13 protein-coding genes are annotated in these 13,658 nt (G+C 59.6%); 8 read left to right on the top strand and 5 right to left on the bottom strand.

Annotation, left to right across the window (positions count from 1 at the left end):
* The first annotated feature begins 9 nt into the window (after positions 1-9).
* The 5 genes from fdh3B (at position 10) to ACP15S_RS07820 (ending at position 4,688) form a co-directional block, all read left to right on the top strand.
* Positions 10-603 (top strand): formate dehydrogenase FDH3 subunit beta, encoded by a 594-nt coding sequence (gene fdh3B, locus ACP15S_RS07840; protein ID WP_425039012.1) that lies wholly within the window; start codon positions 10-12, stop codon positions 601-603.
* 126 nt (positions 604-729) lie between these two features.
* Positions 730-1,938 carry a formate dehydrogenase subunit gamma gene (locus ACP15S_RS07835; protein ID WP_425039011.1) on the top strand — a complete coding sequence of 403 codons (1,209 nt, stop codon included), beginning with the start codon at positions 730-732 and terminating at the stop codon, positions 1,936-1,938.
* 40 nt (positions 1,939-1,978) lie between these two features.
* Positions 1,979-3,226, top strand: coding sequence for a c-type cytochrome (locus ACP15S_RS07830; protein ID WP_425039672.1), 1,248 nt, complete (start codon positions 1,979-1,981; stop codon positions 3,224-3,226).
* Positions 3,223-3,351, top strand: coding sequence for a hypothetical protein (locus ACP15S_RS07825; RefSeq protein WP_425039010.1), 129 nt, complete (start codon positions 3,223-3,225; stop codon positions 3,349-3,351). The genes ACP15S_RS07830 and ACP15S_RS07825 overlap by 4 nt, the downstream gene beginning before the upstream one ends.
* The gene (locus tag ACP15S_RS07820; RefSeq protein WP_425039009.1) at positions 3,348-4,688 is read left to right on the top strand and encodes a sigma-54-dependent transcriptional regulator; all 1,341 of its coding nucleotides are present in this window, start codon (positions 3,348-3,350) and stop codon (positions 4,686-4,688) included. The genes ACP15S_RS07825 and ACP15S_RS07820 overlap by 4 nt, the downstream gene beginning before the upstream one ends.
* Positions 4,689-4,694: 6 nt before the next feature.
* On the opposite strand, the gene ACP15S_RS07815 is transcribed toward ACP15S_RS07820, so the two are convergent.
* Positions 4,695-6,659: a sensor histidine kinase gene (locus ACP15S_RS07815; RefSeq protein WP_425039008.1), complete on the bottom strand. Its 1,965-nt coding sequence runs from the start codon at positions 6,657-6,659 to the stop codon at positions 4,695-4,697.
* Positions 6,660-6,766: 107 nt separating this feature from the next.
* On the opposite strand from ACP15S_RS07815, the gene ACP15S_RS07810 reads away from it, so the two are divergent.
* Complete coding sequence (locus tag ACP15S_RS07810) at positions 6,767-7,459, top strand: GntR family transcriptional regulator (protein WP_425039007.1); 693 nt, start codon at positions 6,767-6,769, stop codon at positions 7,457-7,459.
* On the opposite strand, the gene ACP15S_RS07805 is transcribed toward ACP15S_RS07810, so the two are convergent.
* Positions 7,412-8,131 (bottom strand): type 1 glutamine amidotransferase, encoded by a 720-nt coding sequence (locus ACP15S_RS07805; RefSeq protein ID WP_425039006.1) that lies wholly within the window; start codon positions 8,129-8,131, stop codon positions 7,412-7,414. The two genes, ACP15S_RS07810 and ACP15S_RS07805, sit on opposite strands and share 48 nt — an antisense overlap.
* Positions 8,132-8,208: 77 nt before the next feature.
* On the opposite strand from ACP15S_RS07805, the gene ACP15S_RS07800 reads away from it, so the two are divergent.
* Complete coding sequence (locus tag ACP15S_RS07800) at positions 8,209-9,468, top strand: cytochrome P450 (RefSeq protein ID WP_425039005.1); 1,260 nt, start codon at positions 8,209-8,211, stop codon at positions 9,466-9,468.
* Positions 9,469-9,497: 29 nt separating this feature from the next.
* A complete protein-coding gene (locus ACP15S_RS07795; RefSeq protein ID WP_425039004.1) occupies positions 9,498-10,787 on the top strand; it encodes a glutamine synthetase in 1,290 nt (429 codons plus the stop codon).
* Positions 10,788-10,976: 189 nt separating this feature from the next.
* Here the strand turns inward: ACP15S_RS07795 and kdsA are convergent, their stop codons facing one another.
* Genes kdsA through ACP15S_RS07780 form a run of 3 tightly spaced genes read right to left on the bottom strand, consistent with a single transcriptional unit; the run spans position 10,977 to position 13,557 of the window.
* Positions 10,977-11,807 (bottom strand): 3-deoxy-8-phosphooctulonate synthase, encoded by an 831-nt coding sequence (kdsA, locus tag ACP15S_RS07790; RefSeq protein WP_425039003.1) that lies wholly within the window; start codon positions 11,805-11,807, stop codon positions 10,977-10,979.
* On the bottom strand, positions 11,804-12,589 hold the full coding sequence (locus ACP15S_RS07785; RefSeq protein ID WP_425039002.1) for a 3-deoxy-manno-octulosonate cytidylyltransferase: 786 nt from the start codon (positions 12,587-12,589) through the stop codon (positions 11,804-11,806). Before ACP15S_RS07785 ends, kdsA begins: the two co-directional genes overlap by 4 nt.
* On the bottom strand, positions 12,586-13,557 hold the full coding sequence (locus tag ACP15S_RS07780; RefSeq protein ID WP_425039001.1) for a KpsF/GutQ family sugar-phosphate isomerase: 972 nt from the start codon (positions 13,555-13,557) through the stop codon (positions 12,586-12,588). The genes ACP15S_RS07785 and ACP15S_RS07780 overlap by 4 nt, the downstream gene beginning before the upstream one ends.
* Positions 13,558-13,658 lie beyond the last annotated feature (101 nt).

The following is a 13,658-nucleotide window of genomic DNA, read 5'->3' as shown; positions in this document are numbered from 1 at the left end:
GGAAAGAGAATGGCAAGAGCAAAGTTTCTCTGCGACGCCGAGCGCTGCATTGAATGCAATGCCTGCGTAACAGCGTGCAAGAACGAGCATGAGGTGCCCTGGGGCATCAACCGCCGCCGCGTGGTAACCATCAATGATGGCTCCCCCGGTGAACGGTCGATCTCCGTGGCCTGCATGCATTGTTCGGATGCGCCCTGTATGGCGGTGTGCCCGGTCGATTGCTTCTATCAAAACGAAGAAGGCGTCGTCCTGCACTCCAAGGATCTCTGCATTGGCTGTGGTTATTGCTTCTACGCGTGCCCCTTCGGCGCGCCGCAATTTCCGCAGGCGGGCAACTTCGGCTCCCGTGGCAAGATGGACAAATGTACCTTCTGCGCCGGTGGCCCGGAGGAGACCCATTCCACAGCGGAGTTCCAGAAGTATGGTCGCAACCGGATCGCGGAAGGCAAATTGCCGATCTGCGCCGAGATGTGCTCCACCAAGGCGCTGCTGGCGGGTGATGGTGACGTTGTCGCCAATATCTACCGCGAGCGTGTCGTGGCCCGCGGCTTCGGCTCCGGTGCCTGGGGTTGGGGCTCGGCCTACGGCCAGCGCGACGGTTAATCGTCCTGCATAATGATCACGGGGCGGGCAGCATTGCCCGCCCCATTTCTACTTTCTCGCGACCCGGTGCTCTCGCACCCCAAAACTCATAAATTTTGACAGATCGAGGATCCCAACGTGACCCGTATGCGCGCTCTTCTCTGCTATCTTGCCCTCTGCCTGATGCTTCCGCTCTCCGCACAGGCGCAATCCGAAACCGAGGCCACTGAGCCTGCACCGATTGACCGCTCCGCCACAGGGGGTGCGCAGACGCTGGAAGACATTCTGGCCCGCCAGCGCGGCGAAGAAGTGGCGCCGCGCACCGGCGACGGCAGTGCTGCCTCGGCCGCTGGCGATCTGGCGGGGCAGTTGGGCATACGCGGCAGCGCGTCGGACCCCGACCTCTGGCGCGCGCTGCGGTACAATACGGCTGATATCAGCGTGTCGGCGGGGGGAGATGTGGCCAAAGTTCTCGTGCAGGACGGTGGTATGGCCTGGTACGAATTCCGGTCAGGACCTCTGGCGACCTATGGCGGCTACCTTTTGTTGGGAACCATCGTCGCGCTTGTGATCTTCTACGCGCTGCGTGGCCGGATCAAGATCGACGAGCCCATGACAGGCCGGACGGTCACCCGGTTCAAATTCATTGAGCGCTTCTCCCATTGGCTTATGGCAGGCTCGTTTATCCTGCTGGGCTTTACGGGGCTCTTCGTGAAATACGGGCGTGAGTATATCGCGCCATGGGCGGGGCTGGAGTTCAATGCCTGGCTGCTGACCGTTTCGAAATTCGTGCATAATAACGTGGCCTGGGCCTTTATGCTCTCGCTCTTCATGATCTTCTTCCTCTGGGTCTGGCACAACATTCCCAACCGGACGGATATCAAATGGTTTGCGCAATTTGGCGGCATCATTGGCAAGAAGCACCCGCCCGCCAAGAAGTTCAACGGCGGTCAGAAGATCATCTTCTGGTCGTGCATTCTGTTGGGCGGGTCCATCTCCGTCTCTGGTCTGTCGCTGCTCTTCCCGTTTGAATTGCCGCTCTTTGCCAAGACCTTTGCGGTCCTCAACGACCTCGGCATCACGGCGCTGATCGGTATGGACGCCCTGCCCACGACCTTGGCGCCGCACGAAGAGATGCAATTGGCACAGGCCTGGCATGCCATCGTGAGCTTCGTGCTCATGGCCATCATCGTCGCGCATATCTACATCGGCTCGGTCGGGATGGAGGGCGCCTATGATGCCATGGGCTCCGGCGAAGTGGATGAAGCCTGGGCGCACCAGCACCATTCCCTTTGGCTGGACGAGGTCAAAGCCAAGGAAAAAGAGGCGCCATCCTCAGCGACGCCTGCGGAGTAACCCGGTGGCGGGACGGCTTATCGCTGTGCTGTTGGCCGGGATGACCTCGGCCGCAGCGGCGCAGGATTTCACGACACTCAAGGGCCACGGTGGCCCCATTATGGGCCTTGCCGTGACACCGGACGACAAGGTCGCCACGGCCAGTTTCGACAATTCATTGGGAGTGTGGGACGGGCGGGCGCCCACTTGGCTCGAGGGCCATGACGCTGCCGTGACTGCGTTGCTGGCGCTGCCTGACGGGCAGCTGGCCTCGGGGGGAGACGACTTTGCCGTCATGCTCTGGGATGGACCGCAGGGCCGCGTGCTGGGGCGACACAAAGGCAAGGTCACCTCGCTGGCGTTGTCGCCGGATGGACGTTGGTTGGCCTCGGGCTCCTGGGATGGAACAGTTGGCCTTTGGCCTTTGCAAACGGGCACTGCCCGCACGCTGCACATCAACGGCAACGTCAATGACATTGCTTTTGTGGAGGAGGGAGCGGGACTTCTCGTTGCGACATCGCAGGGGCGGCTGAGCAAGTTTGACGTCAGCGGCGAGGATACGCCCCATCCGCTGGTCAACCACGGTTTCGGCATCAATGAACTGGTGATAGGGCAGGGCTGGATCGCCTATGGCGCGGTGGATGGCGGCACCCGCATCGTCTCACAAAAAGACGGTGCGCCGCTGCACGATTTCACCCTGGATCGTCGACCTGTGCTTGCCATGGTCCATCATCCTGAGACAGATCAATTGGCCGTGGGCGATGGCGAAGGCTTCATCATGATCATTGATACGAAAGACTGGCGTATCGCGCGGGATTTCAAAGCCACGCGGAAAGGACCAGTTTGGGCGCTTGCCTTTTCGCAGGACGGCCAGACGATCCATGCGGGCGGTCTCGATGATGTGGCCTACAGCTGGCCCGTCGCGCTTCTGGGTGAATTTGAGCCCGGGATTTCCGGCGCGCGCTCTTTTCTGCGCGCGGCGGACGAGATGCCCAATGGGGAGCGGCAGTTCATGCGCAAATGCTCGATCTGCCACGCCTTGGATGCCGGTCCCTCGCGCAAGGCCGGTCCAACGCTTTACAATGTCTTCGGGCGACGGGCGGGCGCGCTGGAGGGCTACCGCTACTCCCAGATTCTAGACGGCTCCGATATCGTCTGGACCGAGACCACGATTGACGCCCTTTTCGACGAAGGCCCGGATCACTACATTCCGGGTTCCAAGATGCCGATGCAGGTCATTGCCAAACCGCAAGACCGCGCAGATCTTATTGCCTTTTTGAAAGAGGCCACCACGGGAGACGGGAAATGAAAGCGATGATGACAGGGTTCGCAGCCATTATTGTCATTAGCATAGGCGCGTATTTCGCGCTGGGTGAGATGGGCTTCTCCTCTGAGGATACCTTCTCCAGTCCGAATGTGCGCCTCGACGGATGAATTCCGAGGTTCTTCAGGATTACGGCCCTGCCTTGGCGGGCGCGTCCATCCTCGTGGTGGATGATGAACCGGGCATGCGCAATTTCCTGACGAAGATCCTCGAGCCGCGCGCGCGCCGTGTCATGGAGGCCGCAAGCCCGGCGGAGGCTGCCAATCGTCTCGATGAGGCACATTTTGACCTGATCATTCTGGATAATATCATGCCCGGCCAACGGGGGTTGGATTGGGTCAGCGCGCAGCGCAAGATGGGGCTTTATGCCGATACGATCCTGATCACGGCTTACGCCGATGTCGAGACGGCCATTGAAGCATTGCGCGCGGGCGTGAATGATTTCGTGCTCAAACCATTCCGCGCCAACCAGATCCTGAACGCGGTCTCGCGTACGCTGGATCGCTCCTATTTGCGGCGGGACAATGCGCTCTTGCGCCATGAGCTGTCGAGCGCCTCGTCACAAGGCCAGCTCCTGGGCCGGTCGCCCGCGCTGTCGGATGTGCGGCAAATGCTCAACCGTCTGGCGCCGCTGCCCACGCCTGTTCTCTTCACGGGAGAAAGCGGCACGGGCAAGGAAGTGGCCGCGCGGACGCTGCATGCGATGTCAGATCGTGCGGAGAAGCCCTTCGTCGCCATCAATTGCGCAGCCATTGCGCCAGACCGTCTGGCGCAGGAGCTGTTTGGCGTTGCGGGTCCTGAAGGTGCACGTGCGCCGGGGCTATTTCTGCTGGCTGACGGGGGCACACTCTTTCTCGATGAGGTGGCCCAGATGCCGGAGGCCTTTCAGGCTGCCTTGCTCCGCGTTCTGGAGGATCAACGGATCCGGCCTGTGGGCGGCGAGCGCGATATCCCGCTCAATCTGCGGTTCTGCTTTGCCACGAATGCCGATCTGACCGAGGCCGTTGCCGCGGGCACATTCCGCGCCGATCTCTTCCACCGGATGAACGTCGTCCAAGTCGCAATGCCCCGTTTGCAGGATCGGTCCGAGGATATTGTCGAGCTGGCAGCCCTCTTCATGCAGCAGTTTGCAACGACCCTGGGGGTGCCTGCACTCGAGCTTGATGATCAGACCCTGTTAAAACTGGCGCGCCACGATTGGCCCGGCAATGTGCGCGAGTTGCGCAATGTGATTGAGCGCTCCCTTATTCTGGGCGCCTTTCCCAGCGAATACGAGGGCTCTGGCAATGTGATCGGCTCCCGTGCCATCGAGTCTCTGGAACTGGTGGAACAACGCCACATCCTGCATGTTCTGGATCTGTGCGGCGGCAATCGCGCTGAAGCGGCGCGCAGGCTCGGCGTGTCGCGCAAGACCATTGATCGCAAATGCGCCAGTTGGGCGGAGTAGGGCGGGTTATTCTGCGGCCAACTCATCCATGGACGCAGAAGGCAACCAGACATGGAAGATCGCGCCGCCTGTGGGTTTGTTTTCCACCGAGATCATGCCCTTGGCCCGTTGAATGATCGTTTGGGAAATGGACAGCCCGAGCCCCGTGCCCTCGCTGAGTTTCGTGGTGAAGAACGGATCAAAGACCGATTTCAGCACGTCCTCAGGCACGCCGGGCCCTGTATCCGCAACACTCAGGCGCGCGCCAGCCCGTCCCTCATGGGATGCGGCTTCAAGGGTAAGCGAGAGCGTTCCCTGCATCTCCATGGCCTGAGCTGCATTCATCAGAAGGTTGATGATGACCTGCTGCATCTCGCCTGTATCAACGCGGACCGCGGGCACTTCGTGAAAATCTGTCTTGACCGTGATATGACCGCGAGTGAACACGTGATCCACCAGAACAAGGCAATCCGCCACGACAAGCGGCAAGACGATCACCTGCGCCGAGGACGCATATTCGCTGGGGCGCGCAAATTGCAGCAATTTGCCCACGATGGCCTCAATCCGCGTGACTTGCCTGTCGATCAGCGACAATTCGGTTTTGATGGGCGCGGCTCCTGCCCCGAGCGTTTCGCGGATCACATCGACATTGCCCTGAATGACCGCGACGGGGTTGTTGATCTCATGTGCCACACCGGCGGTGATCTCCCCAATTGAAGCCAGTTTTTCGTTCATGACCAATTGCTTGTAGGTCGTTTCCAGCTTTTGATTGGCGTCTTTGAGCTCCTGTGTCCGGTCCTCGACGCGCGTCTCCAGATCCCGGGCCCAGGCGCGCAATTTCTCGTCACGATCCTCGATGCCGTCGAGCAGCCTGTCCATATGCGCGGCCACGATGCCCACCTCGTCTTGTGTTCCGACATCGCCGTTGCGCGCGCTGAGATTGCCGCGCGCCACGGTAGACATGGTCTTGGTCATCCGCTCCAGCGGCGCAAAAATGCTCTTTGCCAACCATAAGAAGACGGGCGCAGAGATCATGAGCACAACGAAAAAGGCCACCAGCATGGCTGCGACGGCCGCGCGTTTGGCGTTTGTAAATGGTGCTTCGCTGAAGCCCACATACAGCATGCCGACGCGCGCGCCGAAGCTGTCGGTGATGGGGAGATAGCCGGAGATATACCAATCATTGACCACAAAGGCGCGGTCCAGCCATGTTTTGCCATCCCCCAGAACCGCTTGCCGGACTTCCGCCGAGACCCGGGTGCCCAAGGCGCGTTCATCGTCAAAGAGGCGCACATTGGTCGAGATGCGGACATCGTCGAGAAAGAGTGTGGCCGTGCCTTGGCGTGTGCCGCCTGTGACCGCGTTGAGATAGACAAGTTCATTAATTGTATCAATGAATTGCAGGTTTTTGTTCAACAGGATTCCGCCCACCAAAGCACCCGTCGCACCGGGCAATTGCACGGGCGTTGCGGCATGAACGACCATGCCGCGATCTTCGACGTTTCGATCCGTGGGAACCGCCGCTTCTGTCGGCACAAGCTGAATGCGGGCGCGGTCTTTCAGCGTCGGGGGCAACGCCGCAAAATCGTCGTTTTCAAAGATATCGATGACGGTGCCGCGCGCACCCGCAAGCGCGTTTTCCACAACCGGCCAGCTGCGCGTCTGCACGGGCGCGCCTTGCGGCTGAAAATACAGGAAATCCAGGCCCAGCTCATTGCGTTTCTGCTCGAGAAATGCCGTCAGATCAGAGCTTTGAGCCACGTGATCCGAGAAATCCTTCGAGCCTGCGACCATGGCCAGATTGGCATCGGTCCCGTCCATGATCGTATCGAGATATTGAGCTGCAATGCGCAAATCACTTTCCACATTGGCGATCAGAACTTCATCGTAATCCGACGTCCAGCGCGACATGCCGAGCCATAGCAGCAGCGGCATCAGGACGACCAAAGGCGCAAGGGCCATGATCAAAAGGCGCAGACGAACGGATTTCATGGGAAGACCCTAGCGCCGGGATCGCGCCTGAGCAAATGTCCCGCGCTTGTGGACGGCTGCATAGCTGCTATCAAAAGAGGCCCATTGCAGAAGAAGGCGCCGAAGGCATGGCCAGACCAACCCAAGCACAGGCTGTCATCGAAGCCGTCATGTCCCGGATCGAAGAGGGAACGCTCTTGCCCGGGGATGTTGTCTCTGAGGCGGATTTGATGGCCGCGTGTGAGGTGTCCCGAACGCCTGTGCGGGAGGCGATTATTCAGCTGGAGGCCACGGGGCTTGCGGTGCGCCACGCGCGCAAAGGCGTCCGGTTGTTTCAGCCCAATACGGATGAATTTCTCGCGATACTCGAGGTGCACGCCAATCTGGAAGCCCAGGCCGCAGGGCTGGCGGCCCAGCGAATTTCGCCCGATCAATTGGCGCATTTGACGGCCTGCGGTCGCGCTTGCGCGGAATTCGCGGCGAAAACCGCTCCGCGTGATCACGCAGCTTATTACCGGCTGAATATGCTGTTTCACGCGGCCATTGCCGAGGCGGCCTGCAATCCGTTTCTGACGGAGATGATCAAGCTCAACGCACGCAAACTAATGGCGCATTACCGCCTACGCTACCGTGTCGATGGGGAAATTGCGGCCTCAGCGCGTGAGCATGCAGCCATCGTGGATCTCATTGCGCAAGGCGATGCCGCCGGCGCATCTGCGGCGATGCTTCAGCATTTCAATTATGATCGCGAGACGGTCACGAATATGATTGCCTCAGTGGTCCAACGCCCCGGAGGCCCCCTCAAAGAACCGCGCGATTGATTGCGCAAAGAGTTCGCTGTCTGCTTTGCGGCTGAGAGAGGCGCGCGCACGGGCGGCGACCTCGGGGCCCAAGGTATCGGCGTATTCCTCAACCAAGGCCGCGGCAAATTCAGGCGACATCTCGGGATGGTTTTGCGTCGTGTAGATGTGCTGGCCCAGAGCGAAGCCTGCGTTTTGGCAGTGCGATGTGGAAAACAGAATGCGCGCGCCGTCCGGTGCTTGCGTGACATGATCGATATGAGCCGCGAATTGCGTAAATCGCGGCGGGCCGTCAAACCAGTCGGGCGCATCGCTCACGAACATGTCGAGCAAACCAAAGGCCCAGTCGTCCTCGCTCCGGCGCACCTCACCGCCAAGAGCCATAGCGATCGCCTGGTGGCCAAAACAGGCGCCAAACATGGGCAGGCGTCGATCATGGGCCTCCCGGATCAATTCGAAGAGCCTTTCCATCCACGGGGTCTGTTCCAGCACGGACGCGGGGCTCCCGGTGATCATCAGCCCGTCATAGCGGGACAGATCGTCGGGAAAGATCCCGTCTTTCACGATGTAGCTGCTGACCTGCCAGTTCGGCCGCACGGACTGAATGAGACGCGTGAATTTCTCCCCGTCTTTTGGATGGGCCTGCGCGAAGGCGCTTTCGTCTGTATTTGTGACCAGTACAGCCAAATGCATCTGGGTCTCCTGAAGTTCATTTATTTGTATATTTATGGATTACGTTTGTATATCCATTTAAGAAGGGAGGGCGCGAGATGACGATTTGGACCCCAACAGATGACGGCTATGCCGATCTCACAAGCCATGACACATTCGTGGCGGGGCCTCCGCATAATACGTTCAAACGCCTACGCGACGAAGATCCGCTGCATTGGACAGAATGGTCGGAGGGGCAGGGGTTCTGGTCCATCACGCGCTACGCGGACATTCTGGAGATGAACCGCCAGACAGATGTCTTTTCCTCGGCCCACGGCATCCGGATGGAAGATCAGACGCCTGAAGAGGTCATCGCCCGGCGCACCTTTCAGGAGATTGACCCGCCCGAACATATGAAAACGCGGATCAAACTGGCCAAGGCTTTTTCGAAGACGGTGATTGAGACCTTCAACGACGATATTCGCGGTCTTTGCGTGGATATTCTGGATGAGGTTCTCCAGCAGGACAGTTTTGACGCAACAGCCGCAATCGCGCGGGTTTTGCCGATGCGCATGTTGGGGCGGATCATGGGCACCCCGGAGGAGGACCTGCCGTGGCTCGTGGAAAAGGGGGATGCGCTCATTGCCAATACCGATCCAGATTTCACGGATCACGTGCTGGACAAGATGACCACCGATGAGTTTCGCATGATGCCTTTCAATTCGCCTGCGGGGGCGGAGCTCTATCAATACGCCAAGGAGTTGATGGCCCGCAAAACCGCCAGCGGCGATACCTCTGGCGTCTTGCATTTGATCCTCGCGCCGGGGCCGGATGGCGAGGTCATCTCCGAGGAGGAATTTCGTAATTTCTTTTGCCTGCTGGTCGCCGCGGGCAATGACACGACACGCTATTCCATTGCCGCAGGTCTTCAGGCGCTGTGCCATCAGCCCAAATTGCTGGGGCAGTTGCAGGCGGGTGGGGCGGTTTGGGAGACCGCGCCGGATGAGATCATCCGCTGGGCCACGCCCGCGACTTACTTTCGCCGGACGGCGCTGCGGGATTACGAGATGCACGGCAAGACAATCCGCGCGGGCGACAAAGTGCTCTATTGGTTTGCCTCGGGTAACAGGGACGAGCGCGCCTTTGAGGCGCCGTTTCGCGTCGATCTGCATCGCAGTCCCAACAAGCATCTGGCGTTTGGCCTGGGCGGGCCGCATCTTTGCCTCGGCATGTGGCTCGCGCGTCTGGAAGTGCGGGTGCTGTTTCAGGAACTGGCGCACCGGATCACGTCCATTGAAGCCACCGGCCCACAGCAGTTTCTCCGATCCAACTTTGTCGGCGGCATCAAATCCTTGCCTGTGCGCATCACACGCGCCTAACCTTTCCCAAGCCAATAACGGAGTCTCCCATGGCAGATCGACTGAGAGCAATGTTCTGCGACCATCTGAGTATCATGCGCGGAAAATACCTGCCGGCGCACAAGATCGGTTCGCATGAAACACGGTTTTGCCAATCCACCTTTGGCGTACATTACGACCGCGATTTGCTGCCATCGCCGGGCTCCATGATGATGGAAGGCCTGCCAGACATGGAGCTGCGCTGGGAAGCGGATGATATTCGCGACGGTTGGGAGCCTGGCACAAAGGTTGTTTTGGGAGATCTTTACGACGTCGCTGGCGCGCCTTTGGGCCTGTGTCCGCGCGGCGCGCTGAAGCGCGCGGTGGCGGCATGGCAGGACAAGGGATTGTCGCCCAAGGTCGGTTTGGAGCTGGAGGCTTTTGCTTTCATCCAGACCGAAGACGGCGCGCTGGTGCCATACAACAGTCCGGGTGGCGTGGTCTACGGCACGGGGCCTTTTACCGATCCCTTGGGATTCAATGATCAGATCTGGGAGATGGCGGACAAGCTGGGCTTCAAGCTGGATATGATCACGGCCGAATACGACGCGCCGCAGTTTGAATACACGCTGACATTCGATGATGCGCTCCGCGCAGTCGATGACATCGTTTTGTTCCGGACCATGGCGCGGGAAGTGGCGTATCGCGCAGGTGTGATCCTGACCTTCATGCCCAAGCCGCTCGAAGACGCCGGAGGCTCCGGGTTGCACGTGAATTTTTCCTTTGTGGATGGCGATGGCAAGAATGCCATGGCCAGTCCTGACGGCGGCGGACCCGAGCATATGAACGCACTGACGCGTGGATGCGTGGCGGGTCTTGTGCATCATCACAAAGGTCTGGCCGGTCTGATCGCGCCGACGGCCACGTCTTACAAACGGCTGCAACCAGCCTCGCTTTCGGGTTATTGGCAAAACTGGGGAGGCGATCATCGCAACGTCACGACACGTGTCAGCACGGAAGGCGGCGCCAAGGCGCGTTTGGAGCATCGCACTGCCGATGCATCTGCAAATCCGTTCACAGCGGTCGCGGCCGTGCTGCAAGCGGCGCGTCTGGGGGTAGAGCAGGGCTATGCGATGCCTGCGATGGAAACCGGCGATGGTTTTGAGGTGACAGATGCGTCCGACGGCGTGGCGGCTGATCTGGCGGGTGCGATCGAGGATCTGAAAGCAGATGAAGTTCTGTGCAGCGCTGTCGGTGATCTGCTGACGCAGAACCATATCTTCATGAAAGCGCAAGAAGTCGAGAAAACTGCGGCGCTAGACGCAAGCGCTCTGAGAGACTTCTACATTTACTTCCTTTGATAGCTTTCCCTGCGTTGTCTGGTGCCGCGCGAGGCACAAGGACGTTGCAGTGTTGGCCATCAGGGTTGCGCATGCGGGTGCCAAATAAAGGCAAGGCGGTAAATACCTGATTTTGGGATATTACACATTTTACATAATTCACATTATACGAACTTCGTATCGAATACGGAACAGACGCGCGCGCCCTGCCTAGAGGTTCTTGGCGATGCGATCAAAGGCCACCAGACGTTTGATCAAACCCGCCATCTCATCGACGGGTATCATGTTCGGCCCGTCGGATGGTGCATTGTCAGGGTCTTCATGGGTTTCGATGAACAGCCCCGCAACACCAACAGCAACAGCCGCGCGGGCCAGTACGGGCGCGAATTGCCGCTGGCCACCTGATGTGGCACCATGACCGCCGGGTTGTTGCACCGAATGCGTGGCGTCGAACACGACCGGATAGCCTGTCTCGGCCATGGTCGGCAGCCCGCGGAAATCAGAGACAAGCGTGTTGTAGCCAAACGATGTGCCCCGGTCGCAGAGCATGATGCGCTCATTCCCGGTTGAGGCCACTTTTTCCGCCACATGGGCCATATCCCACGGCGCCAGAAACTGGCCCTTTTTGATATTGATGGCGCGCCCGGTCTCGCCTGCGGCCAAAAGCAAATCCGTCTGACGGCAGAGAAACGCCGGAATCTGCAAGATGTCCACCGCCTCGCTGGCCGGGGCGCATTGGCGGGCGTCATGCACATCCGTCAAAACCGGGCAGCCAAATTCATCGCGTATCTTGGACAGAATCGAGAGCCCCTCCTCCATGCCCAAACCCCGCTCCGTTTTTACGGATGAGCGATTGGCCTTGTCGTAGCTCGCCTTGAAGACAAACGATGTCTCCGTTGGGGCGCAGGCCTCGGCAATACGCTCCGCCATCATGCGCGCATGATCCAGGCTTTCGAGCTGGCATGGCCCCGTTATGAGCGAGAGCGCCTTGTCTTGTGCAAAGCTGACGTCAGCGACATCTACTGTTTTTGTCTGTGTCATTGCGTTGCCAATACCTTCTCGATGCGCGCGATGTCTTCGGGGTTGTTCAGCTCCCAAAAGACCCTTCCCCGCGCCTGTACTTCCACGCAGCGTACAGCCGCGCCGTTGACCAGAAAGCGCAATTGCTCAAGCCCTTCCAGCGTTTCCAATTCGCTGACAGGCCAGCGTGTATAGGCCTCCAGCGCAGCGGGTCGGTAAGCGTAGACGCCCACGTGATGATAGACCGGAATATCCGTCGCGGGGACCTTGCCGGGATCTATGTAGGGAACGATTTCCTTGGAGAAATACAGCGCGCGATAATCCGCGCCGAAGACGGCCGTTGTGCCGCCGACGCGGCCATTGCGCCTGTCTTCTGCAAACATCGCATAGGTGCCTGCATCACATTGCAACACAGGCGTTGCCATGTCGGCGGATGCATCCTGCGCCATGGCTGCAATCAAATCCTCGACGAACCATGGCGGCGTGAGCGGCGCATCTCCTTGAAAGTTCACGATTAAGTCGGCATCTACATGGGCCGCTGCCTCCGCACAGCGCGCGGTGCCATTCTCGGCGTCGGGCGATGTCATCAAGACAGACGCGCCAAATCCTTCTGCGGCCTGTTTGATCCGATCATCATCCGTGACGACGTGCACCGCGGCTACACCGGCAATGGCCTGTGCCGCCTCCCAGCTCATCTGGATCAGCGTCTTGCTGCTGCCATCTGCTTGACGCAAGGCCGCCAGAGGTTTTCCGGGATAGCGCGTGGACGCATAGCGCGCCGGGATCAGGATAACAGTCTTCATACCACCCCCGCGCGCAGCAGATCCAGAACATGCAAGACACCCACGGGGCGCTTGGTCTCGTCCACCACCATCAGAACGCCGATCTTGCGCTCGTTCAACACAGCCAGCGCCTGCGCGGCAAGGACGTCCGGCCCGATTGTAACAGGCGATGTACTGGCCATTTCGCCTGCCGTCATGTCCATCAGCCGTGCCATATTGCGCCGCAAATCACCGTCGGAAATGACGCCGTAGAGCTTTTCATCTTGTGTCACAGCTGCAATGCCAAACCCTTTGGATGTCATGGTGAGCAACACATCACTCATGGGCGTCTCGGCGCTCACGATTGGCATCGCCTCGCCGCTGTGCATCAGCTCCGACACGCGCGTCAGCTGCGCGCCCAGCTTGCCGCCGGGGTGATAAATCTGAAAGTCTTCCGGACTGAAGCCGCGCATCTCCATCACAGTCACCGCCAGTGCATCGCCAAGCGCCAGCGTCAGCGTGGTTGACGTGGTTGGCGCCATGCCAATGGCACAGGCCTCCGGCAGCTTCGGCATCAGGAGTTGGACATCGGCAGCCTGCATCAAGGTGCTCTGCGCATTGGAGGACATCCCCACCAAGGGAATGGAAAAGCGCCGCGTATAGCGGATCAAGTCGCCGAGCTCGGACGTCTCACCGGAATTGGAGATCAGGATGCAGACATCGCTCGTCGTGAGCATTCCCAGATCGCCGTGGCTTGCCTCAGCCGCATGAATGAAGTCCGCCGGTGTTCCGGTGGAGGCAAATGTTGCGGCTATTTTGCGCCCGATGTGGCCTGACTTTCCGATCCCTCCGATGATCACCCTGCCCCGGGTTTTCAAGATGGCGCGTACGGTCGCGGCAAAACCCTTGGGCATATCCTGTGAAATCGTTGCAAGCGCTTCGGCCTCAACTTTCGCAACCCGCGCCCCCAAGGCCCGGATGGCAGCGTCATCGTGGATCTGGTCAGCCATTTGACTCCTCACAGCCAAGTCCTGCGCCCTGACTACAGCGGAAACCACCAAGATGCACCTGCCAAGACAGCACAGCCTGCACAAGACGCAAAACGCATAAA

The organism is Primorskyibacter sp. S187A (assembly GCF_049800955.1).
Lineage (GTDB): Bacteria > Pseudomonadota > Alphaproteobacteria > Rhodobacterales > Rhodobacteraceae > JAKVBH01.
Note: the sequence above shows the minus strand (reverse complement) of the source record. Positions and strands in the feature narration are given on the sequence as shown.

Coding starts and splice junctions, on each gene's coding strand:
- fdh3B (WP_425039012.1), top strand. CDS start 10: ATGGCAAGAGCAAAGTTTCTCTGCGACGCCGAGCGCTGCATTGAATGC.
- ACP15S_RS07835 (WP_425039011.1), top strand. CDS start 730: ATGCGCGCTCTTCTCTGCTATCTTGCCCTCTGCCTGATGCTTCCGCTC.
- ACP15S_RS07830 (WP_425039672.1), top strand. CDS start 1,979: ATGACCTCGGCCGCAGCGGCGCAGGATTTCACGACACTCAAGGGCCAC.
- ACP15S_RS07825 (WP_425039010.1), top strand. CDS start 3,223: ATGAAAGCGATGATGACAGGGTTCGCAGCCATTATTGTCATTAGCATA.
- ACP15S_RS07820 (WP_425039009.1), top strand. CDS start 3,348: ATGAATTCCGAGGTTCTTCAGGATTACGGCCCTGCCTTGGCGGGCGCG.
- ACP15S_RS07815 (WP_425039008.1), bottom strand. CDS start 6,659: ATGAAATCCGTTCGTCTGCGCCTTTTGATCATGGCCCTTGCGCCTTTG.
- ACP15S_RS07810 (WP_425039007.1), top strand. CDS start 6,767: ATGGCCAGACCAACCCAAGCACAGGCTGTCATCGAAGCCGTCATGTCC.
- ACP15S_RS07805 (WP_425039006.1), bottom strand. CDS start 8,131: ATGCATTTGGCTGTACTGGTCACAAATACAGACGAAAGCGCCTTCGCG.
- ACP15S_RS07800 (WP_425039005.1), top strand. CDS start 8,209: ATGACGATTTGGACCCCAACAGATGACGGCTATGCCGATCTCACAAGC.
- ACP15S_RS07795 (WP_425039004.1), top strand. CDS start 9,498: ATGGCAGATCGACTGAGAGCAATGTTCTGCGACCATCTGAGTATCATG.
- kdsA (WP_425039003.1), bottom strand. CDS start 11,807: ATGACACAGACAAAAACAGTAGATGTCGCTGACGTCAGCTTTGCACAA.
- ACP15S_RS07785 (WP_425039002.1), bottom strand. CDS start 12,589: ATGAAGACTGTTATCCTGATCCCGGCGCGCTATGCGTCCACGCGCTAT.
- ACP15S_RS07780 (WP_425039001.1), bottom strand. CDS start 13,557: ATGGCTGACCAGATCCACGATGACGCTGCCATCCGGGCCTTGGGGGCG.